The sequence below is a fragment of the Comamonas humi genome (genome assembly GCF_054782535.1).
This window is the reverse complement of sequence record NZ_BAAGSH010000016.1, coordinates 269011-295924: the sequence shown is the minus strand read 5'-3', so window position 1 is coordinate 295924 and position 26914 is coordinate 269011. Positions and strand designations below refer to the sequence as shown.

22 protein-coding genes are annotated in these 26914 nt (G+C 67.6%); 15 read left to right on the top strand and 7 right to left on the bottom strand.

The features are described from left to right. The first annotated feature begins 90 nt into the window (after positions 1 to 90). The 6 genes from ACYVKR_RS17210 (at position 91) to ACYVKR_RS17185 (ending at position 8892) form a co-directional block, all read left to right on the top strand. Entirely contained in the window at positions 91 to 1728 is a 1638-nt protein-coding gene (locus tag ACYVKR_RS17210; protein ID WP_460482164.1) for an NAD(P) transhydrogenase subunit alpha, read from the top strand. A 32-nt stretch (positions 1729 to 1760) separates the two neighbouring features. Further along, positions 1761 to 3176, top strand: a complete 1416-nt coding sequence (pntB, locus tag ACYVKR_RS17205) for an NAD(P)(+) transhydrogenase (Re/Si-specific) subunit beta (RefSeq protein ID WP_460482163.1) — start codon at positions 1761 to 1763, stop codon at positions 3174 to 3176. Between the two features lie 406 nt (positions 3177 to 3582). Then, on the top strand, positions 3583 to 6399 hold the full coding sequence (locus ACYVKR_RS17200; RefSeq protein WP_460482162.1) for a xanthine dehydrogenase family protein molybdopterin-binding subunit: 2817 nt from the start codon (positions 3583 to 3585) through the stop codon (positions 6397 to 6399). Next, the gene (locus ACYVKR_RS17195; protein ID WP_460482161.1) at positions 6399 to 6968 is read left to right on the top strand and encodes a (2Fe-2S)-binding protein; all 570 of its coding nucleotides are present in this window, start codon (positions 6399 to 6401) and stop codon (positions 6966 to 6968) included. Before ACYVKR_RS17200 ends, ACYVKR_RS17195 begins: the two co-directional genes overlap by 1 nt. Next, complete coding sequence (locus tag ACYVKR_RS17190) at positions 6961 to 8247, top strand: c-type cytochrome (protein WP_460482160.1); 1287 nt, start codon at positions 6961 to 6963, stop codon at positions 8245 to 8247. Before ACYVKR_RS17195 ends, ACYVKR_RS17190 begins: the two co-directional genes overlap by 8 nt. A 108-nt stretch (positions 8248 to 8355) precedes the next feature. Beyond that, on the top strand, positions 8356 to 8892 hold the full coding sequence (locus ACYVKR_RS17185) for a dihydrofolate reductase family protein (RefSeq protein ID WP_460482159.1): 537 nt from the start codon (positions 8356 to 8358) through the stop codon (positions 8890 to 8892). A 10-nt stretch (positions 8893 to 8902) separates the two neighbouring features. Here ACYVKR_RS17185 and ACYVKR_RS17180 read toward each other — a convergent pair whose 3' ends face one another. After that, positions 8903 to 9715, bottom strand: coding sequence for a class I SAM-dependent methyltransferase (locus ACYVKR_RS17180; protein ID WP_460482158.1), 813 nt, complete (start codon positions 9713 to 9715; stop codon positions 8903 to 8905). Between the two features lie 204 nt (positions 9716 to 9919). Continuing rightward, positions 9920 to 10723: an exodeoxyribonuclease III gene (locus ACYVKR_RS17175; protein WP_460482223.1), complete on the bottom strand. Its 804-nt coding sequence runs from the start codon at positions 10721 to 10723 to the stop codon at positions 9920 to 9922. 10 nt (positions 10724 to 10733) lie between these two features. On the opposite strand from ACYVKR_RS17175, the gene pyrE reads away from it, so the two are divergent. The 3 genes from pyrE to ACYVKR_RS17160 are packed head-to-tail and all read left to right on the top strand — an operon-like array spanning position 10734 to position 12707. Then, positions 10734 to 11414 (top strand): orotate phosphoribosyltransferase, encoded by a 681-nt coding sequence (pyrE, locus tag ACYVKR_RS17170; RefSeq protein ID WP_460482157.1) that lies wholly within the window; start codon positions 10734 to 10736, stop codon positions 11412 to 11414. A 34-nt stretch (positions 11415 to 11448) separates the two neighbouring features. Beyond that, positions 11449 to 12093, top strand: coding sequence for a DUF4124 domain-containing protein (locus ACYVKR_RS17165; protein WP_460482156.1), 645 nt, complete (start codon positions 11449 to 11451; stop codon positions 12091 to 12093). Beyond that, the gene (locus ACYVKR_RS17160) at positions 12090 to 12707 is read left to right on the top strand and encodes a DNA-3-methyladenine glycosylase I (protein WP_460482155.1); all 618 of its coding nucleotides are present in this window, start codon (positions 12090 to 12092) and stop codon (positions 12705 to 12707) included. The genes ACYVKR_RS17165 and ACYVKR_RS17160 overlap by 4 nt, the downstream gene beginning before the upstream one ends. Here ACYVKR_RS17160 and ACYVKR_RS17155 read toward each other — a convergent pair whose 3' ends face one another. Both ACYVKR_RS17155 and ACYVKR_RS17150 read right to left on the bottom strand, forming a co-directional pair. After that, on the bottom strand, positions 12708 to 13256 hold the full coding sequence (locus ACYVKR_RS17155) for a GNAT family N-acetyltransferase (RefSeq protein WP_460482154.1): 549 nt from the start codon (positions 13254 to 13256) through the stop codon (positions 12708 to 12710). It lies immediately after the preceding gene. Positions 13257 to 13314: 58 nt separating this feature from the next. Continuing rightward, positions 13315 to 13569, bottom strand: coding sequence for a hypothetical protein (locus ACYVKR_RS17150; protein WP_460482153.1), 255 nt, complete (start codon positions 13567 to 13569; stop codon positions 13315 to 13317). Between the two features lie 190 nt (positions 13570 to 13759). Between ACYVKR_RS17150 and ACYVKR_RS17145 the strand changes: the two genes are divergently transcribed. Genes ACYVKR_RS17145 through ACYVKR_RS17135 form a run of 3 tightly spaced genes read left to right on the top strand, consistent with a single transcriptional unit; the run spans position 13760 to position 16768 of the window. Beyond that, positions 13760 to 14416 carry a TetR/AcrR family transcriptional regulator gene (locus ACYVKR_RS17145; RefSeq protein WP_460482152.1) on the top strand — a complete coding sequence of 219 codons (657 nt, stop codon included), beginning with the start codon at positions 13760 to 13762 and terminating at the stop codon, positions 14414 to 14416. Between the two features lie 19 nt (positions 14417 to 14435). Then, positions 14436 to 15251, top strand: a complete 816-nt coding sequence (locus ACYVKR_RS17140) for an alpha/beta fold hydrolase (protein ID WP_460482151.1) — start codon at positions 14436 to 14438, stop codon at positions 15249 to 15251. Continuing rightward, entirely contained in the window at positions 15248 to 16768 is a 1521-nt protein-coding gene (locus ACYVKR_RS17135; protein ID WP_460482150.1) for a flavin-containing monooxygenase, read from the top strand. The genes ACYVKR_RS17140 and ACYVKR_RS17135 overlap by 4 nt, the downstream gene beginning before the upstream one ends. Before the next feature lie 9 nt (positions 16769 to 16777). Here ACYVKR_RS17135 and ACYVKR_RS17130 read toward each other — a convergent pair whose 3' ends face one another. Both ACYVKR_RS17130 and ACYVKR_RS17125 read right to left on the bottom strand, forming a co-directional pair. Further along, on the bottom strand, positions 16778 to 17356 hold the full coding sequence (locus tag ACYVKR_RS17130; protein ID WP_460482149.1) for a hypothetical protein: 579 nt from the start codon (positions 17354 to 17356) through the stop codon (positions 16778 to 16780). 61 nt (positions 17357 to 17417) lie between these two features. Continuing rightward, positions 17418 to 18551 (bottom strand): alkene reductase, encoded by a 1134-nt coding sequence (locus ACYVKR_RS17125; RefSeq protein WP_460482148.1) that lies wholly within the window; start codon positions 18549 to 18551, stop codon positions 17418 to 17420. A gap of 131 nt (positions 18552 to 18682) precedes the next feature. Here ACYVKR_RS17125 and serA point away from each other — a divergent pair, with 131 nt between their 5' ends. Beyond that, complete coding sequence (gene serA / locus ACYVKR_RS17120) at positions 18683 to 19912, top strand: phosphoglycerate dehydrogenase (RefSeq protein WP_460482147.1); 1230 nt, start codon at positions 18683 to 18685, stop codon at positions 19910 to 19912. A 117-nt stretch (positions 19913 to 20029) separates the two neighbouring features. Here the strand turns inward: serA and ACYVKR_RS17115 are convergent, their stop codons facing one another. Beyond that, positions 20030 to 20935: a LysR family transcriptional regulator gene (locus tag ACYVKR_RS17115; RefSeq protein ID WP_460482146.1), complete on the bottom strand. Its 906-nt coding sequence runs from the start codon at positions 20933 to 20935 to the stop codon at positions 20030 to 20032. 95 nt (positions 20936 to 21030) lie between these two features. On the opposite strand from ACYVKR_RS17115, the gene ACYVKR_RS17110 reads away from it, so the two are divergent. Further along, the gene (locus ACYVKR_RS17110; RefSeq protein WP_460482145.1) at positions 21031 to 21708 is read left to right on the top strand and encodes a nitroreductase; all 678 of its coding nucleotides are present in this window, start codon (positions 21031 to 21033) and stop codon (positions 21706 to 21708) included. 765 nt (positions 21709 to 22473) lie between these two features. After that, complete coding sequence (locus ACYVKR_RS17105; protein ID WP_460482144.1) at positions 22474 to 26865, top strand: Ig-like domain-containing protein; 4392 nt, start codon at positions 22474 to 22476, stop codon at positions 26863 to 26865. The last annotated feature ends 49 nt before the right edge of the window (positions 26866 to 26914 follow it).

Genomic DNA, 26914 nt, shown 5'->3' with positions numbered 1-26914 from the left:
GCTACAAGTCTGCCCAACCATCTGGCAACACAGCCGCAGCCAAGCGGCGAGCCCGACGCAACGATTCCAAAACTCCAGGAGAGATCCTTCATGCAGACTAGTCCAAATCCAGCGGCGCCGCCCAACAGCGCCCAGCCCAGCGCTGCCCAACGCATAGGCGTGCCGCGCGAAACCTTCCCGCTGGAAAAACGTGTCGCCACCGTGCCCGATGTGGTCGAGAAGCTCGTCAAGCTGGGCTTCACGGTCGCCATCGAATCCGGCGCCGGCGAGGCCGCCAACTTCAGCGATGACGCCTACCGCGCCGCCGGTGCCGAGATCCTGCCCGATGCGGCAGCGCTGTGGTCCGCCTCGGACATCGTGCTCAAGGTGCGCCCGCCGAGCGCTGACGAAGTCGGCCTGATGCGCGAAGGCGGAACGCTGATCGACTTCATCTGGCCCGCGCAGAACCCCGAGCTGATGCAGCAGCTGGCCGCCAAGAAGGCCACGGTGCTGGCCATCGACTGCCTGCCGCGCACGCTTTCGCGCGCGCAGAAGATGGATGCGCTGACCTCCACGGCCGGCGTCTCCGGCTACCGCGCCGTGATCGAGGCGGCCAATGCCTTCGGCCGCTACTTCAACGGCCAGATCACGGCTGCGGGCAAGGTGCCTCCGGCCAAGGTGTTCATCGCCGGTGCCGGCGTGGCGGGCCTCGCGGCCATCGGCACGGCGGCCAACCTGGGCGCCATCGTGCGCGCCAACGACACGCGCGCCGAGGTGGCCGACCAGGTCAAGTCGCTGGGCGGCGAGTTCGTCAAGGTGGACTACGAGGAAGACGGCTCGGGCGGCGGCGGCTACGCCAAGGTCATGAGCGAGGGCTTCCAGGCCGCGCAGCGCCAGATGTATGCCGCGCAGGCCAAGGATGCCGACATCATCATCACCACCGCGCTGATCCCCGGCAAGCCGGCGCCCAAGCTCATCACCGCCGAGATGGTGCAGAGCATGAAGCCCGGCAGCGTGATCGTGGACATGGCCGCCGAACAGGGCGGCAACTGCGAGCTGACCGTGCCCGGCGAGGCCGTGGTGCGCCATGGCGTGACCATCATCGGCTACACCGACCTGGCCTCGCGCCTGGCCAAGCAGTCGTCCACGCTGTACGCCACCAACCTGCTGCGCCTGACCGAAGAGCTGTGCAAGGCCAAGGATGGCGTGGCCGTGGTCAACATGGAGGACGACGCGATCCGCGGCCTCACCGTCATCAAGGACGGCGAGATCACCTGGCCCGCACCGCCGCTCAAGCAGGCCCCGGTGCCCGCACCCAAGGCAGCGGCCGCACCCGTGGCCGAGAAGAAGAGCGGCCACGGCCATGGCGCCGGCGCGCCCATGTCGGTCAAGTCGCTGGTCATCGTGTTTGCCGTGGCGGCCGTGCTGTTCGCGCTGATCGGCGCCTATGCGCCCGCGGCGTTCCTCGGCCACTTCACGGTGTTCGTGCTGGCCTGCTTCATCGGCTACATGGTGGTGTGGAACGTGACGCCCGCGCTGCACACGCCGCTGATGAGCGTGACCAACGCCATCTCCAGCATCATCGCCATCGGCGCGCTGGTGCAGATCGCGCCGCCCGAGGCGGGCACGAACGGCAGGCCTGACGGACTGATCATGTGGCTGGCGTTCGCTGCGCTGGTGCTCACGGCCGTCAACATGTTCGGCGGCTTTGCCGTCACGCGTCGCATGCTGGCCATGTTCCGCAAGTAAGCCATAACAAGAACAAGCAAGGAAAGACGCACATGTCCCAAAGTCTCGCTACCGTCGCCTACCTGGGCGCGGCCATCCTGTTCATCCTCAGCCTGGGTGGATTGTCCAACCCGGAAACCTCGCGCCGCGGCAACCTGTTCGGCATGATCGGCATGGCGCTGGCCGTGCTGGCCACCGTGTTCGGCCCGCGCGTCAGCCCGTCCGGCATCGCCTGGATCGTGATCGCGCTGGTCATCGGCGGCGGCATTGGCCTGTATGCGGCCAAGATCGTCAAGATGACGCAGATGCCCGAGCTGGTCGCGCTCATGCACAGCCTGGTGGGCTTGGCGGCCTGCCTGGTGGGCTTTGCCAGCTATGTCGATACCTCGGTGCAGTTCAGCGGCGCCGAGAAGGCCATCCACGAGGTGGAGATCTACATCGGCATCCTGATCGGCGCGGTCACCTTCAGCGGCTCGCTGATCGCCTTCGGCAAGCTCGCCGGCCGCATTGGCGGCAAGCCGCTGCTGCTGCCCGGCCGCCACTGGCTCAACCTGGCCGCGCTGTTGGTGGTGATCTGGTTCGGCAAGCAGTTCCTGAACGCGCACGACGTGCAGGCCGGCATGACGCCGCTGGTCGTGATGACCGTGATCGCGCTGCTGTTCGGCGTGCACATGGTGATGGCCATCGGCGGCGCCGACATGCCGGTGGTGGTGTCCATGCTCAACAGCTACTCGGGCTGGGCGGCGGCGGCCACGGGTTTCATGCTGAACAATGACCTCTTGATCGTCACCGGCGCGCTGGTGGGCTCGTCGGGTGCCATCCTGTCGTACATCATGTGCCAGGCGATGAACCGCAACTTCATCAGCGTGATCGCCGGCGGCTTCGGCTCGGGCGCGCCCAAGAAGGCGGCCACGGGCGACAAGGCGGCCGAACCGCAGGGCGAAGTGGTGCCGGTGAGCGCCGCCGAGACCGCCGAGATGCTGCGCGAAGCCAAGAGCGTGATCATCGTGCCCGGCTACGGCATGGCCGTGGCCCAGGCCCAGCACACCGTGTACGAGATCACCAAGACACTGCGCGAGAAGGGCGTGGAGGTGCGCTTCGCCATCCACCCGGTGGCCGGCCGCATGCCGGGCCACATGAACGTGCTGCTGGCCGAGGCCAAGGTGCCCTACGACATCGTGATGGAGATGGACGAGATCAACGAGGACTTCCCGGATGCGGACGTGGCCATGGTGATCGGCGCCAACGACATCGTGAACCCCAGCGCCATGGAAGACCCCGACAGCCCCATCGCCGGCATGCCGGTGCTCGAGGTCTGGAAGGCCAAGCACTCCATCGTGATGAAGCGCTCCATGGCCTCGGGCTACGCCGGCGTGGACAACCCGCTGTTCTACAAGGACAACAACCGCATGCTGTTCGGCGACGCCAAGAAGATGCTGGACGAGGTGCTCTCGGTGCTGAGAGGCTGATCCGGCCCCGACCAACGCTCCTGAAATAGAAGCGGCTGGCGCTTACATATCAAGTGTTTCAAATGCAAAACCATTTGAAAATTAGATATAACAAGCGCCAGCCGCTCTCTTTTTTGCAAGCTGCCGGATGGGCCGCGGGTTCCCGAGTAATTAGCTGGCGTTTGCGTGTAACAACTCGCCGGCTCATGGTTTTTACCTATACTCCGCGCCTCTTTGTCTTGTCAAAGACCAAAGCGTGGCGGACGGCCGGGCTGCTGGCATGTAGGCGAAAGCCGACAGCAGCAGCCGTTATCACCTGCTTTTTGACTCTTGGGCGTATAACCGCCCGGGGAATACATAGTCATCTAGCGATGTGCCCACGCCAGCCCTTGCTGCCGCCTGTGCGCATTGCAGTGAGGAGTGAACCGTGTCCAAACTGGACTTGAACCGGCGAGGTTTCCTGAAAGCCGCCGCCGCCATGGGCGTGATTGCAAGCGTACGCCCGGTCAAAGACGCGCTCGCGGAATTGATCACGCCCGCCGGGGGTCAGGAGACCCACTGGATCAGCGGCAACACGCTCAACTACCGCCGCGACGGCCTGGCCAAGGTCACCGGGCAGAAGGTCTTTGCCATCGACCTGCGCGCCCGGGACATGCAAGGCTGGCCCGAGCAGCAGTCGCATGCGCTGACCATCCACATCCCGCGCGCCGACCGCATCTACGAGGGCCTCGACCTGTCGGTGCTGGGCAGCGAGTACCAGCCCGACGTGCTGATCGACGCCGAGTCCATCGCCGCCGACGGCGTGGGCATGCCCGAGCCCGGCTTCTACGGCGAATTCTTCGTCAAGAAGGGCCAGGTCTCGCCCATGCTGGGCCACCCGGTGGCCGTGGCCATCTGGCATGACTACGAGAAGTTCCGCGTGGCCAACCAGCGCCTGCGCTTCAACGACGCGATCTTCCGCTTCGGCGCCGAGGCCGCCCAGCCGCCGCGCGCGCCCTACGTGGCCGCGCGCTATGTGCGGGTGCAGGGCGATAACGATGCTGGCGGCTACGGCGAGGACAAGTTCTCGCCGATGAAGAACACCGTCGTCTGGCCGCAGCTCGACGAAAAGGGCGTGCACTGGCCCGACCGCAGCCATCCGGCCTTCGGCGCGCTGATGGGCGAGTCGGCCCGCATCCAGGCCGAGATGAAGCAGCCCAAGGAAGGCCTGCGCGCCTTTGCCCGCAAGTACTACAGCCAGTCCATCGAGCACATGTCCATGGAAATGGAAAACGGCCTGGCCTGGTACGAGCGGCACAGCGGCACGCTGCACATGGTGGCCGCCGCCCAGGCGCCCTATGGCACGGCCGAGCATGTGCTGCACATGCTCAAGGACAGCAAGCTGCCGCTGAACAAGCTCGACTACATCAGCTCCTACACCGTGGGCTACGGCCAGAAGGAGCACCACCCCTTCCCGTTCTACGTGGCGCTGGCCTCGCTGTACGCCCAGGGCCGCCCGGTGCGGCTGGCGCTGGACCGCTGGAAGCACTTCCAGTTCGCGCTCAAGCGCCACCCCTTCGACGTGGAGACCGCGATCTCGGTGGACAAGGACGGCAAGTTCCACGCGCTGACCTGCCACATGGTGGGCGACGGCGGCGGCGTGACCAACTTCAGCCCCTCGGTGGGCACGGTGGCCGTGACGGCGGCGCAGTCCATCTACTACTTCCCCGAGAGCGACCTGTCGACCGAGGTCTATCCCTCGATCGGCGTGACGGCCGGCTCCATGCGCGGCTACGGCACGGTGCAGTCCATGGCCTACACCGAGATGCTGGTCGACGAGATCGCCCAGGAGATCGGCCTCGACGCCATCGAGCTGCGCCAGCGCAACGTGCTCAAGAGCAGCATGAAGAACACCCAAGGCGCCTCGCCCTCGGGCCACCTGCGCATCGGAGAAATCCTCGAGATGGCCGCCAAGGACCCGATGTGGACCGAGCGCGCCAAGCGCAAGGCCGACTTCGAGGCGGCCAACCCCGGCCTGCGCTACGGCATAGGTTTCGGCGCGGTGCAGAAGGACTTCGGCACGGGCGCGGAAGCCTCGATCGCACAGCTCGAGATCACGCCCGAGGGCCGCATCAAGATGCGCCACATCGCCACCGAGATCGGCACCGGCAGCACCACGTCGCAAATGGTGGCGGTGGAGCCTTTCCTCGGCCACCCGGCGGACGACGTGGACTTCGCGGTGAACCAGTGGGACAACCTGCCGCTGCACACCAAGGACGAGCCCTACACCACGCCCCAGGCCAAGGAAGACGAGCTGGCCAAGGACCCGACCTGGGTGCCGCGCCTGGTGTCGCCGGTGTCGGCCTCGAACTCGGCCTACTACTTCCGCCACGCCACGCAGCAGGCCGCGCAGCTGCTGCTCAAGCTCTGCCTGTGGCCCGCGGCCCAGTCCATCTGGTCCAGCAAGGAAGGCGGCGGCCAGCTGCTGCCCAGCACCGTCACCGAGGACATGCTGGAGTGGCGCGACCGCCTGCTCGTGGCCGAAGGCCTGGAGCCGCTGAGCCTGGAGCGCCTGGCCGCCCGCGCCCACGAGCTGGGCCTGGTGACCGGCGTGTGCGTGCACGCCTTCAACCGCTGGGCCTGGGCCAAGGCGGACTTCACCGTCGATGGCAGGAAGTTCCAGGCCATGATCGACGCCCTGTCCGTGCAGTACGGCAAGGGTGCCGGCGAGGCCAAGAAGGCCACGATGAAATCCGACGGCTACGCCTTCATCGCGCGCGACAAGGTCTACTACCCGCCGGTACAGCGCACCAACGCGGGCACGGTGTACTACGCGCCTTGCGCCACCATGGTGGAGCTGTCGGTGTCGCCGGGCACGGGCAAGGTGAGCCTCCTGTCGCACAAGACCTGGCTGGAGTGCGGCACGCAGATCGTGCCCGAGCTGGTCTCGGGCCAGATCCAGGGCGGCGTGGCCATGGGCATCGGCCATGCGTTGTACGAAGACCTGCCGCGCCACGAGACCGGCCCGGGCAACGGCCAGTGGAGCCTGAACCGCTACCACGTGCCGCGCGCCAGCGAAGTGGCCGTGTGGAAGGCCGAGGGCGTGGTGCTGCCGCCGCTGTCGCGTACCGACCCGCCCAAGGGCATGGCCGAGGTGGTGATGATCCCGGTGGTCGCCGCCTGCGTCAACGCCATCGCCCACGCCACCGGCAAGCGCTTCCATGCCACCCCCGTGACCCCCGACAAGATCAAAGAGGTACTGTGATGCAGGACCGTATCCAATTCTCCGCCACCATCAACCGCAAAAAAGTAGGCCCCGTCGACGTTCCCAAGGACTTGATGATGATCGAGTTCCTGCAGGAATACGTGGGCATGAACGGCACCCGACTGGGCTGCGGCCAGGGCGTGTGCCGCGCCTGCACCATCATCGTGGACGACCCGGAAAAGGGCTCCATCACCGTGCCCGCCTGCGTGACCGGCGTGACCTGGCTCAACGGCAAGACCATCCGCACCGTCGAGGGCATCGCCTCGGTGGACGACAAGGGCGTGGTCCATCCGTCGCCCGTGCAGAAGGCCTTCCTGGAGCACTACTCCTTCCAGTGCGGCTACTGCACGCCGGGCTTCGTGAACTCGGCCACCGTGCTGGTGGAAAAGCTCGAGAAGCATCCCGTGCCCGCCGACGACGTGGAGAAGGCCATCGAGCAGCAGCTCGAACCCCACATCTGCCGCTGCACCGGCTACGTGCGCTACTACAACGCCGTGCGCGACGTGATCCTCAAGACGCCGGGCCTGACCACGGGCAAGCGCACCAAGGAGGTTGTCAGCAATGGCTAAACGCAGCTGGATCAAGGGCCTGGGCCTGGCCGTGGTGGCCGGCGTGCTGGTGGCTGGCGGCATGTACTGGTATGGCAGCTCCAGCAGCGTGCCGCCAGCGACGGTGGACTTCACCAAGCTGGACGCCAAGGAGTTCGACGCGCTGTACAAGCGCGGCGAGCAGGTGTTCCGCGCCGGCGACTGCGCGGCCTGCCACAGCTCTCCGACGACCGGCGCCGAGCTGGCGGGCGGCGTGCCGATGGTCACGCCCATGGGCACGCTCTACGGCACCAACATCTCGCCGTCCAAGGAGCACGGCATCGGCAACTGGACGGCCGACGACCTGTACCGCGCAGTGGCCGCCGGCATCGCCCCGGGCCGCAAGATCCTGTACCCGGCCATGCCGTACGCCAGCTACCACCAGATCACGCGCGGCGACGTCGATGCGCTGTGGGTGTGGCTGATGAAGCAGCCCGCGGTCGAGGTGGCCAACCAGCCGAGCGGCATGCACTTCCCGTTCAACATCCGCCCGGCCGTGGCGGCGTGGAACGTGCTCAACCGCCCCGCCGCCAAGGAGTTCGATCCGTCGATGGACGAGCTGGCGCGCGGCAAGTACCTGGTGGACGTGCTGGGCCACTGCGCCGAGTGCCACAGCCCGCGCACCAAGGCGACCTTCGCCATGGATGCCGCGCACTACCTGGAAGGCAACACCATCGAGGGCTCGTACGCCCCCGCCATCACGCCCGATGCGCTCGGCGAGCGCGGCTGGAACAAGGCCGACCTGGTGCAGTTCTTCCGCAGCGGCGTGTCGCCGCAGGGCGTGATGACCTTCCGCATGGCCTCGGTGCTCGAGCATTCCACCTCGCGCATGGCCGAGGCGGACGTGCGCGCCATGGCCGCCTACCTGACCCAGAACCGCGAGATGCCCGGCCCCAAGGTGAAGGCGCCCGAGGGCCAGGTCAACGTCAAGGGCGAGCACCTGTACCTGGGCCTGTGCGCGGGCTGCCACGGCGCGCAGGGCGCGGGCCAGCCGCATTCGTCGCTGCCCATGAGCACCAACACCACGGCCATGTTCCCCACGCCGATCAACCTGATCCGCGTGGTGCGCGAAGGCGTGCACGAGCGCGACCTGGCCCAGGGCGAGCGCATGCAGACCATGCCCGGCTTTGCCGACAAGCTCAGCAACGAGGAGATGGCCGACCTGGTCAACTACATGCGCCAGACCTGGGGCGGCCGCCCCGGCGACGTGACCGCCGCGCAGGTGGCCGAGCATGTGAAGACCATCGACAGCAGCCACTGAGCGGTACTTTCGCAGCGGCTGAAAAGGCCACGGACGCCCGGCGTCCGTGGCCTTTTTTTGCGCCCGCTCCGGCGATGCTCTAATGCCCGTTTGCCCCAGGAGCCCCGCATGGTCACCGCCCACGTCTTCATCGCCACCAGCCTCGACGGCTTCATCGCCCGCGCCGACGGCGACATCGCCTGGCTGCTGCAGCGCGACGATCCCGCCGAGGACCACGGCTACCCGGCCTTCATCGCCGACAAGGACCTGATCGTGATGGGCCGCGGCACCTACGAGGCCGTGGCCGGCTTCGATCCCTGGCCCTACGACCGCCTCGTCGTCGTGCTGTCGCGGCAGTTGGCCGGTACGGCCGTACCCGAGGCGCTGCGCGGCAGGCTGCGGTTTTCGGCGCAGACGCCCCAGGAGCTGCTCGCCGAACTGGCGCGGCAGAACGTGCGCCGCATCTATGTGGACGGCGGGCAGCTGATCCAGTCCTTTCTGCGCGAGGGCCTGGTCAGCGACATGGTCGTCACCACCGTGCCGGTGCTGCTGGGCGCGGGTCGCCCGCTGTTCGGCGCCGTGCCGCACGACATTGACTGGACGCTGGTGGCCAGCCGCAGCTTTGCCTCGGGCCTGGTGCAGTCCACCTACCGGCTGGCGCGCTGACTGCGGCCGGTTAGCGGCCGGCCACGATCACATGCGCCTGGATCTTGCCGGCCACCGGGCCGTTGCCATGGCGGCGGGCGATGGCCTCGGCGGCGCGCTCGGTCGCCAGCGGCAGCAGGCCGGCGTCGCGCGCCTCGATCTCGCCGCGCAGCGGCGTGCCCTGGCAGTAGGCGATGGCCACCTCGCGGGCCGATGGCGCGCGGCTCTGTTTCTCGTGCGTGGCGATCGCGATGTCGGCGAAGCCGGCGCGCTGCACGTCCTCGCGGATCCGCTCCACGTCGTGGTAGCCGTGCGGCGTGCGGGCGAGAAAGCGTGGCGGGTCGGCGGGGAACAGCGCGGCCATGGCCGTCGTGACCTCGTCGGCGAAGGCATTGTCCTCGATGCGGTCCCAGACGCTGAAGAGCAGGTGCCCGCCGGGCCGCAGCACGCGCCGCGCCTCGGCGTAGCCGGCCACCCGGTCGGGGAAGAACATGGCGCCGAACTGGCAGCAGACGATGTCGAACGAAGCGTCGCCGAACGGCAGCGCCAGCGCGTCGGCCTGCTGCCATGCGATGCGGCTGTCCGCCGGCTGGCGGCCGATGGCGTAGTCGAGCATGGGCTGGTTCAGGTCGGTGACCACGTAGCGCGCATCGGCGCGCAGCTGCGGCGCCAGCGCCCGGGTGACGGCGCCGCTGCCGGCCGCCGTCTCCAGCACCGCGCCGGGCGCAAAGGCGGCCACCAGGCCCGCCATGTCGGCCGCATAGTCCGCGAAGATCAGCGGCACCATCAGCGTGTCGTAGAACTGCGGCAGCGAGCCCGCGAACACCTTGTCTTGCTCAGCCATGGCGTGCTCCTTTCGGAAAGACCACCTGCCATGGTGAACCGGGCCGCCGGCCCCGTCAATGGCCCGAAAGGCCGCTGCCGGCCAGGCGAAGACCGCTCCTATAAAAGGAGCTTCTACCGCTTGACTCCATTGATTTTCAAATAGTTTTCCATTTGAAAACCAATGACAATGAGCGCCAGCAGCTCCTGTTTTTGAAGACCCCGCTTACAGCGCCAGCTCGTAGTCGATGGTGATCGGCGCGTGGTCGGAGAACTTCTGCTCCTTGTAGATGTGCTCGGCGCGCGCCAGCGCCGCAATCGCCGGCGTGGCCAGGTGGTAGTCCAGGCGCCACCCCACGTTGTTCGCGTAGGCCTGGCCGCGGTTGCTCCACCACGTGTAGCAGGCGTCGGTGGTGTCGGGCTGCAGCAGGCGGTAGACGTCGATCAGGCCGCCGGCCTCGGCTTCTTTTTCGAGCACCCCGGTCATCCAGGCGCGCTCCTCGGGCAGGAAGCCGCTGTTCTTCTGGTTGCTGCGCCAGTTCTTCAGGTCGGCATTCTGGTGGGCGATGTTCACGTCGCCGCAGAGGATGAAGTCGCGCTCGCCCTTGAGCCGCATCAGCTGCGGGTGCAGCTCGGCCAGGAAGCGGTACTTGGCCAGCTGCCGGTCCTCGCCCGAGCTGCCGCTCGGGAAGTAGCAGCTGATGATGGACAGCTTGCGCCCCGGCTTGTCGAAGCGCAGCTCCACGTAGCGGCCCTCGGCGTCGAACTCGGTGGGCGAGAAGCCGATGACCACGTCGCTGGGCTCGTGGCGGGTGTACACGCCCACGCCCGAGTAACCCTTCTTCTCGGCAAACTGGAAGTAGCCGTGCATGCCGTCGATCTGCTCGAACTTGCCCTGCATGTCCGCATGCTGCGCCTTGATTTCCTGGACGCAAATACAATCGGGCCGGGTCGCCTCGACCCAGGGAATCACCCCTTTGTTGGCCGCCGAGCGGATGCCATTCAGGTTGAGGCTGGTTAATTTGAACAAGGATTGGGTCATGGTGGATAGTCTCCCACAGTCGGCCGGTGCCGGCGAGCTGGCGCAGGCATTCGTGCGTTTTGCCGTGGAAGCGGGGGTCTTGCGGTTTGGCGAATTCAAGACCAAGGCCGGGCGCATGAGCCCGTACTTCTTCAACGCCGGGCTGTTCGACGACGGCGCCAAGATGGGCCGGCTGGCGGCCTTCTATGCCAACGCCATCGTGGACAGCGGCATCGAGTTCGACATGGTCTTCGGCCCCGCGTACAAGGGCATCCCGCTGGCCGCCACGGTGGCCGTCGAGTTGGCCCGCCTGGGCCGGAACGTGCCCTTCGCCTACAACCGCAAGGAAGCCAAGGACCACGGCGAAGGCGGCAGCCTGGTGGGCGCGCCGCTGAAGGGCCGGGTGCTCATCATCGACGACGTGATGTCCGCCGGCACCGCCGCGCGCGAGTCCATCGCGCTGATCAAGGCCGCAGGCGCCGTGCCGCACGCCATGGCGATCGCGCTCGACCGCCAGGAAAAAGCCACCGAGAATGGCCAGGACGTGCCCTACAGCGCCGTACAGTATGTGCAGAGCCAGTTGGGCATGCAGGTCTGCACGATCGCCAGGCTCGAAGACCTGCTGCGCTACCTGGGCGACGGCGCGGCCAGCGAGCACCACGCGCGGGTGCAGGCCTACCGCGAGCGCTACGGGGTATAACGACAAGACAGAACGAACAGGGGACCGGGAACGCATGGCGGCACAAGACATTCGGTGGGTGGCTACGGCAGCGCTGGCGCTGGGCATGGCGGCAACGGGCATGGCCCAGCCCAAGCCGGGCGCCACCGCGACGGTCTATGCCTGCGTGGACGCCCAGGGCCGCCACCTCACTGCCGACCGCCCCATCGCCGCCTGCGCCGATCGCGAGCAGCAGGTGATCTCGCCCACGGGCGCGGTGCGCACCATCGGCCCCAACACCTCCGAATACGAGCGCGCCGAGCAGGCCGCGCGCCAGCGCCGCGAGGCCGAGGAGCGCAGCCGCGCGGGCGAGGGCAAGCGGCGCGAACGCGCGCTGGCCGCGCGCTACCCCAGCAAGGCCGTGCACGACGCCGAGCGCTCGGCCAACCTGGTGCTGCTGCAGGAGCAGGCCCGAACCGTGCAGGTGCGCAAGCGCATCATCGAGTCGGAGCGCGCCAAGCTTGACGAGGAGATGGAGTTCTACCGCAAGGACCCGGCCAAGGCCCCCGCGTCGCTGCGCGAGCGCGTCGGCACCAACACGCAGGACCAGCAGGAGGCCGACAAGCAGACCGCCGTGCTGGCCGACGAGACCCGCCGCGTCAACGAGCGCTTCGATGCCGAGGCGCAGGTCCTCAAGCCCTACTGGGCCGCCCCCAAATGAGTGCCGCCCCGCCCGAAGGACTGTTCGCCGGCGACGACGGCGCCCTGCGCTGCGCCTGGTGCGCCGCCACGCCGCTGTACCAGCGCTACCACGACGCGGAATGGGGTTTCCCGGTGCACGACGACCGGCGGCTGTTCGAGAAAATCAGCCTCGAAGGCTTCCAGGCCGGGCTGTCGTGGCTCACCATCCTGAACAAGCGCGAGGCCTTCCGCGCGGGCTTTGCCGGCTTCGACCCCGAGCGGGTGGCGCGCTTCGGCGAGGCCGACGTGGAACGCCTGCTGCAGGATGCCGGCATCGTGCGCCACCGCGGCAAGATCGAATCCACCATCAACAACGCGCAGCGCGTGCTGGCGCTGCAGCAAGAGTTCGGCAGCTTCGACGCCTACGTCTGGCGCTGGGCCCCCGCGCCGGCCAGCCGCCCGCAGCAGCCCAGCTGGGCAACCCTGCGCGCGATGACGACCTCGGCCGAGGCCACCGCGCTGTCCAAGGATTTGAAGAAACGCGGCTTCAGCTTCGTCGGCCCCACCACGGTCTATGCCTTCATGCAGGCCATGGGCATGGTCAACGACCATGTGCATGGCTGCCATGTGCGCCATCTGTCGCCGCTGGCCTGATCAGGCCGGCGGCAGCTCGCTGCGCAGCAGCGAATAGCGCTCCAGCGACACGTAGGCCGAGCCCCGGCGCGTGCATTCGCGCAGCAGGCCCTCGTGCTGAAAGCCACAGGCCCGCAGCACCTGCGCCGAAGCGGTGTTGACCGGCTCCACATAGGCCACCAGGCTGTGCAGGCGCAGCCGTGCGAACACCCGCGGCGCAAACTGCCGCAGCGCCTGGCGCATCGCGCCCCGGCCCCAGTAGGCCGGCAGCAGCCAGAAGCCCAGGTCGGCGCTGTCGCCGTCGTCGTCGCGGTCGTAGGCGCCCAGGCCGCCCACCAGGGCTCCGTCCTCGGCCGCCACGATGGCCTGCCACCAGCCCTCCTCCAGCGCCTGCAGCTCGCGCAGCCAGTCAAGCTGCTCGCGGGCGACGGCCTGCGGCGTGCCGGCTTCGGTGGAGAGCCCGTAGTACGCGGTCACGCGCGGGTCGGTCAGGGCTTGGCCCATCGTGGGCAGGTCGGCCTCGGCAAAGTCACGCAGCCGCACGGCCAACGGGCCGGTATCTTTTTGCATCAAAAGTGGTTGCAACGCCCATTGATAGAGCGTCAATAGCTATTAAATCAGGAGTACCTCACGCCACATGCCAGCGCTTGGGGGCCAGCGCGGCCTCGCCGGGCACCGGCTGGATGCCGAGCAGCGCCGCATTGCGCAGCAGCAGTTGTTCGAACTGGATGTGGCGGCTGGTGGTGACCAGGCCGCCGTATTCGTCTCCCTTGGCACTGTCCCAGTAATCGGCTGCCACCTGCGCGGCGGTGAAATCACGGTGTTGAAACTTTTGCACGATATTGCGCAGCTTGTCGAGATTGATGCTGTGAACGTCCGTCATGCCGACTCCTGCCCGCACTGCGCCGCGGGTATGCACCGGTTGTAGGACCAAAGCCGGTACCTGTCAATCGGTTGCAGCGCGGCACCGCCGGCACGGCACCGTAATGCAGGCGACACCGCCGCTTGTGGCCGCTGGCACCCGCTCCCATAATGAATAAAACCATAAATTCAATTCTATTTAGCAGCCCACCATGCCGGAACGCCCAGCCCCGTCCGCCAAGCCGCGCCGGCAAGCCTTGCAGGCGCGCAGCCAGGCCACGGAAGCCGCCCTGCTGGATGCGGGGCTGGCGCATTTCGAGGCCCATGGCTTCGAGGGCCTGTCCATGCAGGCCGTGGCCGAGCGCGCAGGAACCTCCATCGGCGCGCTGTATTTCCGCTTTGGCGACCGCGAGGGCTTTGTGCAGGCGGTGCTGGAGCGCGGCTTCGACCGCATCCGGCAGGACACGGATGAGCTGCTGGCCAAGGTCACCGCCGAGCACGCCTCGCCCCACGCGGTGATCCGTTCTTTCGTCGACCTGGCGGTGCGGGTACAGCAGCAAAGCCAGGGCGTGTTCCGCGCCGTGCTGCGCCGCGCCCTGGTCGACCCCGAGGCCTGGGAGCCGGTGGGCCGGCTCGGCAACGATGCCACCCGCCGCCTGGTGGCCACGCTGGCCCGCTACCCCGAGGTGACGGCCATCCCCGGCTGGGAAGAGCGCGTGATGTTCGGCGTGTATGCGGCCCGCGCCGCGCACTTCAACGGCATGTACAACCGCCAGGCGCCCATCCCCCGCGAGCATGCGGCCCTGGTCCAGGTGCTGTACGAACTGGTGCTGGGCCACCTGGGCCTGCCCCCCATCCCCCCTCCCTGAACCCTGTCCAAGGATTGCCATGCAACGTGTGAATGTGAATTGCCTCGGCGCTGCCACCAGCGTGCTCGATGCCGGCCAGGGCCGGCCCACCATCCTCGTCCACGGCACCTCCTCCAGCGCCGAGACGGGCTGGGCCGCGCTGCTGCCGCGCCTGTCGGAAAAGCGGCGCTGCCTGGCGTTCGACATGGTCGGCGCGGGCCAGACCGAAGACCCCGGCGGCCCCATCGCGCTGGCCACGCTGGTCGAGCAGGTGCGCGCCACCGCCAGCCTGGCGGGCGACGAGCCGTTCGACCTGGTGGGCTACTCGCTCGGCGCCGTGGTGGCCGCGGCCGCCGCGGCCGCGATGCCCGGGCGCGTGCGCCGGCTGGTGCTGCTGGGCGGCTGGGCCCGGACCGATGTGCGCATGCGGCTGCAGTTCGAGCTCTGGGCCGGCCTGTCGCGCACCGACAAGCGGCAGCTCGGGCGCCTGCTGCTGGTCCATGGCCTGTCCGCGGCCTTCTTCCGGCACAACCCGCCGGAGCTGATTGCCACCGCGCTGGACCGCTACGCCACCGTGCTGTCCGCTGGCGGCGACCGCCAGGCCGAGCTGGACGCCACCATCGACATCCGCGCCGAGCTGGCTCGCATCCAGGCGCCCACCCTGGTCATCGGCATGCAGCACGACCGGCTGGTGCCGGCCGAGCACTGCCGCGAGCTGGCGGCCGGCATCGCCGGCGCGCGCTACGAACAGCTCGACGCCGGCCACCTGGTGATGATGGAGCAGCCCGAGGCGCTGCTGCGCCTGCTCGAACAGCACCTCGACACCCCGCAGCACGCCCCAGGAGACTTCCGATGAATGCACCCACCACGACCCAGGACCTGGCGCAAGCGCCCCTGCGGACGGAACACTTCGACGTGCTCATCGTGGGCGCGGGCATCTCGGGCGTGGGCTCGGCCTTCCACCTGCAGACCCAGTGCCCGGACAAAAGCTATGTCGTGCTCGAGTCGCAGGCCAGCTTTGGCGGCACCTGGCACACGCACCGCTACCCGGGCGTGCGCTCGGACAGCGACCTCTATACCTTCGGCTACCGCTTCAAGCCATGGATGGGCAAGCCCATCGCCACGGCCGCCGAAATCCTCTCCTACATGGGCGAGGTGATCGAGGAAAACGACCTGGCGCGCCACATCCGCTACCGCCACCGGATCACGGCCGCGTCCTGGTCCACCGCCGACAGCCTGTGGACCGTGGACGCCACGCGGCTGGACACCGGCGAGCCGCTGCGCTTCACCACCCGCTTCCTCTGGATGTGCCAGGGCTACTACCGGCACGACCAGGGCTACCTGCCCGAATGGCCAGGCATGCAAGACTTCCAGGGCCCGCTCATCCATGCCCAGACCTGGCCCGACGACCTGGACGTGCAAGGCAAGCGCGTGGTCGTCATCGGCTCGGGCGCCACGGCGGCCACGGTGGTGCCGGGGCTGGCGCGCCTGGGCGCCCAGGTCACCATGCTGCAGCGCTCGCCCACCTTCTTCGTCTCGGGCCGCAACTCCAACGACCTGGCCAATGAGCTGCGCCGGCTCGAGATCGACCCGGCCTGGATCCACGCCATCGTCCGCAAGAAGGTGCTGATGGACGGCGCCCTCTTCGACCGGCGCTCGCGCGAGGAGCCCGAAGTGGTGCGCACCGAGCTGCTCGAAGGCGTGCGCAAACAACTCGATGGAGCCTGCGAGCTCGATCCCCACTTCACGCCGCGCTACCGGCCCTGGCAGCAGCGCGTGGCCTTCATCCCCGACGGCGACCTGTTCGAGGAAATCCGCAACGGCCATGCCACCGTGGTGACCGACGAGATCGAGCGCTTCACCCAGGACGGCATCGCTCTGAAATCCGGCGCGCGGCTGGATGCCGACATCGTCGTGGCCGCCACGGGCTTTCGGCTCAGCGTGCTGGGCGGCATTCCGTTCACCGTCGACGGCCGGCCGCTGGACTTCGCCAGCACCGTGACCTACCGCGGCATGATGTTCACCGGCGTGCCCAACCTGGCCTGGGTGTTCGGCTACTTCCGCGCCAGCTGGACCCTGCGCGCCGACATGGTGGCGGACTTCGTCTGCCGGCTGCTGGGGCACATGGACGCCATGGGCGCCACGCGGGTGGTGCCGCGCCTGCGCGCGCATGAGCAGGACATGCCGCTGGGCAGCTGGATCGCCGCCGACAACTTCAACCCCGGCTACCTGATGCGCGACATGCACCTCATGCCCCAGAGCGGCAATACCCGCGAGTGGCAGCACACGCAGGACTACTGGGGCGAGAAGGACGAATTCCCGGCCATAGACCTGACCGATGAGGTCTTCGCCTACGACTTCAAGCAGGCTTGAGTCGCGGCGCTACTCCTTCTCGCAGAGCATCTCGTCGGCCAGGCTGCCCACCAGCACGCGCATCTTGCGGCCCTGCGCCACCTGCACGGTCCAGGTGTCGCTCAGGTCCTCGGGCACCAGGTCCTTGTCCTTGAGCAGCTCGGAGTTCTTCTGCTTGGAGCGGTCCTGCCGCACCACCTCGGGCACGATCAGCGTGATGGTGCCGTCTTGCATGCGCCAGTGGCCCTCGCCCTGCAGCACGTAGGCGTACTGCTGGCGGGTGCTGGGCATGTCGTAGACCAGGTAGGCCTGCGAGCGCAGGCTGCCGTCGCTGTGGAACTGGTCGGTGTAGGTGAAGTTGGCCACGTCCTCGCCCATGCGGATCTGGAAGCTGCACTCCCAGACGCCATGCAGCTCGGCAGGGGCGATGCGCGCGGCCGGAGCCTCGGCCTTGGCTGCGGCAGCCGATGCTGGTGCGGCTGGGACCTGGGCGACCTGGGCCGCCGGCGGAGCGGCCGGAGCCTTCTTGAGGGGCCAGAGCGAGCAGCCGCCCAGCGCCAGCGGGGCTGCGGCCAGCACCGCTGCCCGTATCAACAGTGGTTTCAACATAGCCGCGACTGTAGCAAATCGTCGTGTCAGGGCTGGGGCCACCACCGGAAGAGCGCAGACGCTATGCGCGCTGCAGCGCGGGGTAGTCGGTATAGCCTGCCTCGCCGCCGCCGTAGAAGGTGGCGGTATCGGGCTTGGCCAGCGGTGCGTCGTGGCGCAGCCGCTCGACCAGGTCGGGGTTGGCGATGTAGAGCCGGCCAAAGGCCACCATGTCGGCATAGCCGCTGGCCACGGCCTGCTGCGCCAGCGCGCGGGTGTAGCCGTTGTTCACCATCCAGGCGCCGCGGCCGCCCGCATCGCGGTAGGCCTGCTTGAGCGCGGCAAAGTCGAAGGGACGGCCCTCGACCTCGCGCGGGCCGCCGGTGGCGCCCTCGATCACGTGCACGAAGGCCAGCCCCAGCGGCGCCAGCCCGCGCACCACGTGCTCGAACAGCGGCTGCGGATCGCTGTCGTGCACGCCGTTGGCGGGCGTGACGGGCGACAGGCGGATGCCCACCTTGCCCGGGCCGACCGCATCGGCCACGGCGCGCGCCACTTCCAGCGCCAGCCGGGCGCGGTTGGCGATGGAGCCGCCGTAGTCGTCGTCGCGCTGGTTGGCGCCGTCCTTCATGAACTGGTCGAGCAGGTAGCCGTTGGCCGCGTGGATTTCCACGCCGTCGAAGCCCGCCGTCTCGACCGCGTTGCGCGCCGCGGCAGCAAAGGCATGGACGATGCCGGGCAGCTCGCCGGCGTCCAGCGCGCGCGGCGTGGAGGTGGGCAGAAAGCCGCCCTGCCCGGTGCCGCGGTCGATCACATAGGTCTTGGCCTGGGCCGCAATGGCCGAGGGCCCGACCGGCGCCGCGCTGCCGGGCTGCAGGCTGACGTGCGAGACGCGCCCCACGTGCCAGAGCTGGCAGGCGATGCGGCCGCCCTGCGCATGCACGGCGTCGGTCACGCGCCGCCAGCCGTCGAGCTGCTCGGTGCCGTAGAGGCCCGGCACGTCCGAATAGCCCTGGCCCTCGTGGCTGATCGCCGTGCCTTCCGAGACCAGCAGCCCGGCCGAGGCGCGCTGCGCATAGTAGGTGGCCGCCATGGCGCGCGGCACCGCGTCGGGCGAGCGGTTGCGCGTCAGCGGCGCCATGGCGATGCGGTTGGACAGCTGCAGGTCGCCGGCCTGCACGGTGTCAAACAGGGTCGGGGAACGGTGCTCGGTCATGCCTGGAATCCCAGAGAAAAAACAAGCTGCCGGTTGTACCACGCCCAAAAAATTCGTGTGTCAACCTGATAAACGCTAGTGGCATCGGTTCTGGGCCATGATGGTTTGCTACACCACAGCACAGCGCAACCATGGCCAAGACCTCGCTCGACAAATCGAAGATCAAGTTCCTGCTGCTCGAAGGCATCCACCCGTCCGCGCTGCAGGTGCTGCGGGATGCGGGCTACACCAACGTGGAGGCGCTCACCGGCGCGCTGGAGGGCGAGGAGCTGCGCAGCAAGATCGCCGATGCGCACTTCGTCGGCATCCGCTCGCGCACCCAGCTCACCGAGGAGGTGTTCGCCGCCGCCCACAAGCTGGTGGCCGTGGGGTGCTTCTGCATCGGCACCAACCAGGTGGACCTGGGCGCCGCCCGCGAGCGCGGCGTCGTCGTCTTCAATGCGCCCTACTCCAACACCCGCTCGGTGGCCGAGCTCGTGCTGGCCGAGGCCATCCTGCTGCTGCGCGGCATTCCCGAGAAGAACGCCGTGGCGCACCGCGGCGGCTGGCTCAAGAGCGCCGACAGCGCCTACGAGATCCGCGGCAAGACGCTGGGCATCGTGGGCTACGGCTCGATCGGCACGCAGCTGTCGGTGCTGGCCGAGGCGCTGGGCATGCAGGTGCTGTTCCACGACGTGGTCACCAAGCTGCCGCTGGGCAATGCGCGCCAGGCCGCGAACCTGCCCGAGTTGCTGCGCCAAGCCGACATCGTGACCCTGCACGTGCCCGAGCTGCCGTCCACGCAATGGATGATCGGCCCCGACGAGCTGGCCGCGATGAAGCCCGGCGCCATCCTCATCAACGCCTCGCGCGGCACCGTGGTGCAGATCGACGCGCTGGCCGAGGCGCTGGCAGCGAAGCATCTGCTGGGCGCGGCGATCGACGTCTTCCCCACCGAGCCCAAGAGCAACAAGGACGAGTTCGTCTCGCCGCTGCGCGGGCTGGACAACGTGATCCTCACGCCCCACATCGGCGGCTCCACGATGGAGGCGCAGGCCAACATCGGCCTCGAGGTGGCGGAAAAGCTCGTCAAGTACAGCGACAACGGCACGACCACCTCGGCCGTCAACTTCCCCGAGGTGGCGCTGCCCGCCCACCCCGGCCAGAACCGCATCCTGCACGTGCACCACAACCAGCCGGGCGTGCTGTCGGCCATCAACACCGTGTTTGCCGACAACGGCATCAACATTGCCGGCCAGTACCTGCGCACCGACGAGAAGGTAGGCTACGTGGTGATCGACCTCGATGCGCAATCGTCCGCGCTGGCGCTGCAGAAGCTGACCCAGGTGCCGGGCACGATCCGCTGCCGCGTGCTGTTCTGAGCCGGGCCAGCGCCAACACTATATTGATAGCTGTTGGCGCTTTCCCCATCGTTATTTCAGACGGGTTTACCTCTGAAATCCTTATCCATCAAGCGCAAGAAGCTACCTTTTCAATAGCTACCCCTCTGCAAACGCCTGCACCGCCTCCTCGACGAAGCAGCGCAGCTTGGCGGTGCGCTGGCGGTCCGCCACATAGATCAGGTGCATGGGCCGCGACGGCCCCTCGTACCCGGGCAGCACGCGCACCAGCCGGCCGGCCTCCAGGTCGGCGCGCACCAGATCCTCGGCGCCCAGCAGGATGCCGCCGCCCGCCAGCGCCGCCCGCAGTTGCGCCTGGCTGCTGTTGACCTGCAGCCGCCCATCGATGCGCACCGGGTAGTCCTGCCCGCCCTGGGTGAACACCCACTCGTTGAAGACCTTGCGGTTCCAGAAGACGAAGCCAATGCACTGGTGCGCCGCCAGGTCCGCCGGCTGCCGCGGCATGCCGGCCCGCTCCAGGTAGGCGGGCGCCGCGCAGGCCACCATGCGGTAGCGGCGCAGCGGCCGCGTCACCAGGCTGCTGCTCTCGCCCACCGCGGGCTCGCCGATGCGGAACGCCGCCTCCACCCCGTCGTCAAGCAGGTTCACCCGCTGGTCGGACAGGCGCAGGTCCACCGCCACGCGCGGGTAGCGGGCCATGAAGAGCAGCGCGAAATCCACCAGCGACTGCGCGCCGAACTCCTGCGGCGCGCTCACCCGCAACTGCCCGTGGGGCTCGGCCTTTGCCTCCAGCGCCAGCGCATCGGCGGCGGCCGCCTCGCTCAGCACCACCACGCAGCGCTCGTGGTACTGGCTGCCCAGCTCCGTCAGGCTCTGGCGCCGCGTGGTGCGCTGCAGCAGCGTGGCCCCGAGGCGCTGCTCCAGCGCCTGCACGTGGCGCGCCACCATCTGCGCGCTCATGCCCAGCCGCTCGGCGGCCGCCGCAAACGAGCCCGCGTCCACCGCGGCCACGAACACCTCCATCGAGCGGAATCGGTCCAGCATTCACAACCATCAATACATAAACAAGCCAATATTAGTCCATTTATCTTATTTTTGGTTGTTATTAAGCTGTGGACATTCTTCTTTGGGATACCGCCATGACCGAAACCACCGTCTTTGAAAACATCGTCCGCAACCGCCGCGCCACCCGCCAGTTCCTGCCGACCCCGGTGGCGCCGGCCCAGATCCAGGCCGTGCTGCGCGACGCCCAGCACGCGCCGTCGAACTGCAACACCCAGCCCTGGCAGGTGCACATCGTCTCCGGCGCCAAGCGCGATGCGCTGGCCGCCGCCATCCTGGCCGCAGAGGCCCGGGGCGAATACGAGCCCGACTTCTCCTTCGACATGGCCGCCTACTCCGGCGCCCACGCCGAGCGCGCGCAGGCCAGCGGCAAGGCCCACTACGACCTGCTGGAGATCGCCCGCGAGGACCAGGCCGGCCGGCGCGAGGAGCTGCTGAAGAACTTCGGCTTCTTCGGCGCCCCGCACGTGGCGCTGCTGTTCATGCCCAGCTTCGGCGACAGCGTGCGCACGGCCGGCGACATCGGCATGTACGGCCAGACCTTCCTGCTGTCGCTGGCCGCCCGCGGCCTGGCCGGCATCCCGCAGACCTCGCTGGCCATGTTCGCTCCCACGATCCGCTCGGTGCTCGGCATCGCCGACGACCACAAGATGCTGTTCGGCATCTCCTTCGGCCACCGCGACCCGCAGGCCACCGTCAACCGGCTGGACGTGGGCCGCGCGGAGCTGTCGGAAAGCGTGGTCTTCCACCAGTAAGCGCTGGCCCTTGCGCGAGGCGCGCAGCGCCGCACGCCGGAATGTGGCGCAAAAAATACAAAACCATAGCGGGCAGCGCTTGTTACATCTGCCTTTGCCGCTCAGAAGCATTCAAAACCAATATGTAACAAGCGCAAAACGCTACGTTTTTTGCAGCAAACAAAAGCAGGCATGGACCGCCGCTTGAAAGGGGCGCGCCCTGGCAACCAGGTGCGCCGGGGCCGCCTGCCTGCGTCGGCTTCCGCCGCCCAGGCGCTGCACCCTCAAATTCATTTAAATAAATTATTCATTCAGAGTTGTAAATATATTTTTCCAACAATGAAAAAATAGAAATGCCCTCACTCCGGCCCTATCGGCTGGTCCTGCATACAGCCCGCACACCGCCAGCCAGCGTGCGGGCCACCGATTCAGCGTACGGGTGAGGGAGCGCCCGCAAGCCGACATTCGCACGGCCCGAGTTATCCAAAACACCTCAGCAGGATCGGCATCTGAATGTTCTATCCCTCTTTCTATTCTCGAGTGCTTTTCCTTCTGAAAAGCTTGTTATTTTTATTCGGGCTCGCGTACGGGTTGAGTGCCGCAGCGGTCACCACCGGGCGCTGGACCACCAGCAGTAGTAGCGGCAACGCCACCGCTGCCGGCGTTACCGTGACATTCAGTGGCTGGTTGGGCAGTACCTGCTTGAACTCCAATGCCGGCTATAACAATACTGCGAAGCTAGACAGCCGCAAGCCGGAGTGGTTTACCAACCCCTACGGAGCAGGAGTGGCAGGCCTGGATGCGCTGGGAATGACGGTCTGCTTCGGCAACAACAATAATTCGGCCTTGGAAACCAAGCAGATCATGGTCACCTTCAGCCGGCCGGTGGACAATCCTGTACTCCATGTAGCCCGCCTAGGCGGCCAGGGGGGACAAGGGAGGAATCGCTACACCAACAGCACCCTCTGGAGGCTGGCAGGTTCGGCCCCCAGCAATGTGACCCTGTCCCGGCTCAGTGGGAATCTGCCCTTCTATGTCGACAGTACCTCATTCGTGCGTTCTGTCATCTACCAGAACGGCAATCCCATCATGGATCCGTCTGAAACCGCCACCTGCTCCCTGAGCAACCTCGAAAACGGCACGGCCTGCGGCAGCGTCCAGTTCAATGGAACCGGCATCACGGAGTTGATTTTCAATGTGGATGGAACCTCCGCGAATGCAGAAGGCCTGGCCACGACCTTTGGCGACGGGCTGGAGTTCGCTTGGTCCGTCAAGGGCGCGACGGTCACGCTGCAAAAGCAGACCAACGATGGCTTCGGCAGCTTCGGTTTCAGCAACGACAACACCACCACGGCCGATCTGGGCACGAACAAGCAAAGCGCCAGCACCCGCCTGACCACCGCGTCGGGCAGCAACCCGGCCGCCTCGCAGCGCTACCAGGTGGGCCACCATGGCGATGCGATCAACCTGGCGGAAACCGGCGGCCCGGCCGACTTCGTGCTGGCCGAGGGCACTTGCAGCTATGCGAACGGCGAGCATGTGGGCACCACGCGCAACGGCTCGACGATCACCATCCCCGCCAACGCCTATACGCCCGCGGACGACATCACCTGCACCTTCGTGAACCAGCGGGTCCAGGTGACCGCCAACCCGGACAGCGCCACGACCAGGAGCGGATCGCCGGTGGACATCAATGTCGCGGGCAACGACACGGCCCTGGGCTCGGAGCTGGACCCCAGCTCCATCAAGCCCAAGAACCCGCCCGCCAACGGCTCGGTGGTCTGCGGCGCCGAGGGTGATGCCTCGGGCTGCCGTTACACGCCCAACCCAGGCTTCAGCGGCGAAGACAAGTTCACCTACGAGATCTGCGACAACACGCAGCCCACGCCGTTCTGCAGCACCGCCGAGGTGACGGTCACCGTCGGCCCCGATGCGGTGGACGACAGCGCGACCACGCCGGTGAACCAGGCTGTCAACGGCAATGCGGCCACCAACGACAAGTCCACCTCGGGCTCGAAGTTCACCAAGCAGAGCGATCCCAAGAACGGCACGGTGACCATGAATGAGGACGGCAGCTACACCTATACGCCGAACCCGAACTTCGTCGGCGAGGACAGCTTCAGCTACCAGGTCTGCCTGCCGCCCGATCCGCAGACCGACCCCAAGCTCTGCGACACCGCCACGGTGACGATCAAGGTCGAGGGCGGCCAGATCGTCACCCAGCCCGACAGCGCCAGCACCCCGGCGCGCACGCCGGTGACCATCGACGTGGCCGCCAACGACTCCAGCAATGGCTCGCCGCTGAACCGCGACTCGACCAAGCTCAAGAGCGGCCCCAACCACGGCACCGTGACCTGCGACGCCAATGGCTGCACCTACACGCCGGATGACAGCTTCAGCGGCGAAGACCGGTTCCAGTACGAGATCTGCGACAGCAACCAGCCCACGCCCTCGTGCAAGACCGAGGAAGTGACGGTGGTCGTCGGCCCCGATGCCAAGGACGACACCGCCAGCACGCCGGTGAACACGCCCAAGGACGGCAACGCGGCGACCAATGACGTCTATGCGCCGGACTCGGTGTTCAAGGCGACGAGCAACCCGGCCAACGGCACGGTGACCATGAATGAAGACGGCACCTACACCTATACGCCCAACCCGAACTATGTGGGCGAGGACAGCTTCACCTACCAGGTCTGCCTGCCGCCCGACCCGCAGGACGATCCCAACCTGTGCGACACCGCCACGGTGAAGATCACCGTCAACGGCGGCGAGATCACCACCGCGCCGGACCAGGCCAGCACGCCGCATGGCGAGCCGGTGACCATCGACGTCGTTGGCAACGACAGCAGCAGCGGCACCGCGCTGGACCGCAGCTCCACCAAGCTCCAGGACGAGCCCGCGCACGGCAGCGTGACCTGCGATGCCAACGGCTGCACCTACACGCCCGACGAGGACTTCAGCGGCGTCGACGATTTCACCTACCAGATCTGCGACAGCAACAGCCCGACGCCCAGCTGCGCGACCGAGACAGTGACCGTCAAGGTCGGCCCCAAGGCGGTGGACGACGAAGAGAAGACCAAGGTGAACACGCCGCTGAACGACAGCGTCACCCCGAATGACGTCTACGGCCCGGACGCCCAGTTCACCAAGACCAGCGATCCGGCCAACGGCACGGTGACGATGAACGCGGACGGCACCTACACCTACACGCCCAACGAGAACTTCGTCGGCGAGGACAGCTTCACCTACGAAGTCTGCATGCCCGCAGACGTGGCTTCGCCCGGCCCGCTCCTGCTGCTGGCGGCCCGGGCCAAGGCTGAGGGCGAACTCTGCTCCACCGCGACGGTGAAGATCACCATCGTCGGCGGCGATGTGATCGCCGAACCCGACACGGCCAGCACGCCGCACGACACGCCGATCGCCATCGACGTGGCTCGCAACGACAGCAGCGATGGCTCGCCGCTGGACAAGGCCTCCACCAAGGTGGTTGACCAGCCCGCCAACGGCACCGTGACCTGCGACGCCAACGGCTGCACCTACACGCCCAAGCCCGGCTTCAGCGGCGAGGACAAGTTCAGCTACCAGATCTGCGACAGCAGCAGCCCCACGGCCAGCTGCGACACGGCCGAGGTGACGGTGCAGGTCGGCCCCAAGGCCGTAGATGACAGCAACGGCACGCCGGCGAACACGCCGGTCGACGGCAGCCTCGCCGGCAACGACGCCTTTGGCCCTGGATCGACGTTCCAGCAAAAGAGCGGCCCGACCAACGGTACGGTGACGGTGAACCCCGACGGCACCTACACCTACACGCCGGACGAGAACTTCGTGGGCGAAGACAGCTTCACCTATGAAGTCTGCCTGCCGCCCGATCCGCAGACCGACCCGAACCTGTGCAGCGAAGCCACCGTGCGCATCACCGTGGACGGCGGCGACCTCAGCGCCGGCCCGGACAGCGCCAGCACGCCGCAGGACAAGCCGGTGCACATCGACGTGGCCGACAATGACAGCAGCAGCGGCACCCCGCTCGACCCTGACTCGCTCAAGCCCAAGACGCCGCCGGCCAACGGCACGGTGACCTGCGATGCCTCGGGCTGCACCTACACGCCCAACCCGGGCTTCAGCGGCGAGGACAAGTTCCAGTACGAGATCTGCGACAGCAGCCAGCCCACGCCGAACTGCTCCACCGGCGAGGTGACGGTCAAGGTCGGCCCCGCAGCCGTGAACGACGACATCGGCACGCCGGTGAACACGCCGGTCAGCGGCAATGCTGCCAGCAACGACACCGCCGGCCCGGGCTCGATCTTCAAGCGCAAGAGCGGCCCGCGCAACGGCACGGTGACCATGAACGAGGACGGCAGCTACACCTACACGCCGAACCCGAACTACGTGGGCGATGACAGCTTCACCTACGAGGTCTGCCTGCCGCCCGATCCGCAGACCGACCCGAACCTGTGCAGCGAAGCCACCGTGCACATCACGGTGACCGGCGGCACGATCGTGGCTACGCCCGACCAGGCCACCACGGCGCCCGACACGCCGGTGACCATCGACGTGGCCGCCAACGACAGCAGCGCCGGCGCGCCGCTCGACCCGAACTCGATCAAGCCCACGGCACCGCCGGCCAACGGCACCGTGACCTGCAATGCCTCGGGCTGCACCTACACGCCCAACCCGGGCTTCAGCGGCGAGGACAAGTTCAGCTACGAGATCTGCGACAGCAGCACGCCCAAGCCCAGCTGCACCACGGCCGAGGTGACAGTGACCGTCGGCCCCAAGGCCGTGGACGACCGCGCCAGCACCACGGTGAACCAGCCGGTTAGCGGCAACGCGGCCGAGAATGACAGCTACGGCCCCGGCGCGTCGTTCCGCAAGACCAGCGACCCGGCCAACGGCACGGTCACCATGAACCCCGACGGCAGCTACACCTACACACCCAAGCAGGGCTTCGTGGGCGAGGACAGCTTCACCTACGAGGTCTGCTCCGCAGAAAGCTCGATGGGCGTCGCGCGGACCCCCGCCAAGGCCGGGGCCGAGACCTGCAGCACCGCCACGGTGACCATCACCGTCCGTGGAGCCGCAGCGGCCCCCACGCCGGTGCCGGTGGACAGCCGCTGGATGCTGACCCTGCTGGCGCTGCTGATGGGCGGCGCCGCCTGGGCCGTACGCCGCCGCTTCTAAGCTAAGCTAAGGCTAGCGGCTGGTAGCAAAAACCATAGCTGCTAGCGCA

Coding starts and splice junctions, on each gene's coding strand:
- ACYVKR_RS17210 (WP_460482164.1), top strand. CDS start 91: ATGCAGACTAGTCCAAATCCAGCGGCGCCGCCCAACAGCGCCCAGCCC.
- pntB (WP_460482163.1), top strand. CDS start 1,761: ATGTCCCAAAGTCTCGCTACCGTCGCCTACCTGGGCGCGGCCATCCTG.
- ACYVKR_RS17195 (WP_460482161.1), top strand. CDS start 6,399: ATGCAGGACCGTATCCAATTCTCCGCCACCATCAACCGCAAAAAAGTA.
- ACYVKR_RS17190 (WP_460482160.1), top strand. CDS start 6,961: ATGGCTAAACGCAGCTGGATCAAGGGCCTGGGCCTGGCCGTGGTGGCC.
- ACYVKR_RS17185 (WP_460482159.1), top strand. CDS start 8,356: ATGGTCACCGCCCACGTCTTCATCGCCACCAGCCTCGACGGCTTCATC.
- ACYVKR_RS17180 (WP_460482158.1), bottom strand. CDS start 9,715: ATGGCTGAGCAAGACAAGGTGTTCGCGGGCTCGCTGCCGCAGTTCTAC.
- pyrE (WP_460482157.1), top strand. CDS start 10,734: ATGGTGGATAGTCTCCCACAGTCGGCCGGTGCCGGCGAGCTGGCGCAG.
- ACYVKR_RS17165 (WP_460482156.1), top strand. CDS start 11,449: ATGGCGGCACAAGACATTCGGTGGGTGGCTACGGCAGCGCTGGCGCTG.
- ACYVKR_RS17160 (WP_460482155.1), top strand. CDS start 12,090: ATGAGTGCCGCCCCGCCCGAAGGACTGTTCGCCGGCGACGACGGCGCC.
- ACYVKR_RS17155 (WP_460482154.1), bottom strand. CDS start 13,256: ATGCAAAAAGATACCGGCCCGTTGGCCGTGCGGCTGCGTGACTTTGCC.
- ACYVKR_RS17150 (WP_460482153.1), bottom strand. CDS start 13,569: ATGACGGACGTTCACAGCATCAATCTCGACAAGCTGCGCAATATCGTG.
- ACYVKR_RS17145 (WP_460482152.1), top strand. CDS start 13,760: ATGCCGGAACGCCCAGCCCCGTCCGCCAAGCCGCGCCGGCAAGCCTTG.
- ACYVKR_RS17140 (WP_460482151.1), top strand. CDS start 14,436: ATGCAACGTGTGAATGTGAATTGCCTCGGCGCTGCCACCAGCGTGCTC.
- ACYVKR_RS17135 (WP_460482150.1), top strand. CDS start 15,248: ATGAATGCACCCACCACGACCCAGGACCTGGCGCAAGCGCCCCTGCGG.
- ACYVKR_RS17130 (WP_460482149.1), bottom strand. CDS start 17,356: ATGTTGAAACCACTGTTGATACGGGCAGCGGTGCTGGCCGCAGCCCCG.
- ACYVKR_RS17125 (WP_460482148.1), bottom strand. CDS start 18,551: ATGACCGAGCACCGTTCCCCGACCCTGTTTGACACCGTGCAGGCCGGC.
- serA (WP_460482147.1), top strand. CDS start 18,683: ATGGCCAAGACCTCGCTCGACAAATCGAAGATCAAGTTCCTGCTGCTC.
- ACYVKR_RS17115 (WP_460482146.1), bottom strand. CDS start 20,935: ATGCTGGACCGATTCCGCTCGATGGAGGTGTTCGTGGCCGCGGTGGAC.
- ACYVKR_RS17110 (WP_460482145.1), top strand. CDS start 21,031: ATGACCGAAACCACCGTCTTTGAAAACATCGTCCGCAACCGCCGCGCC.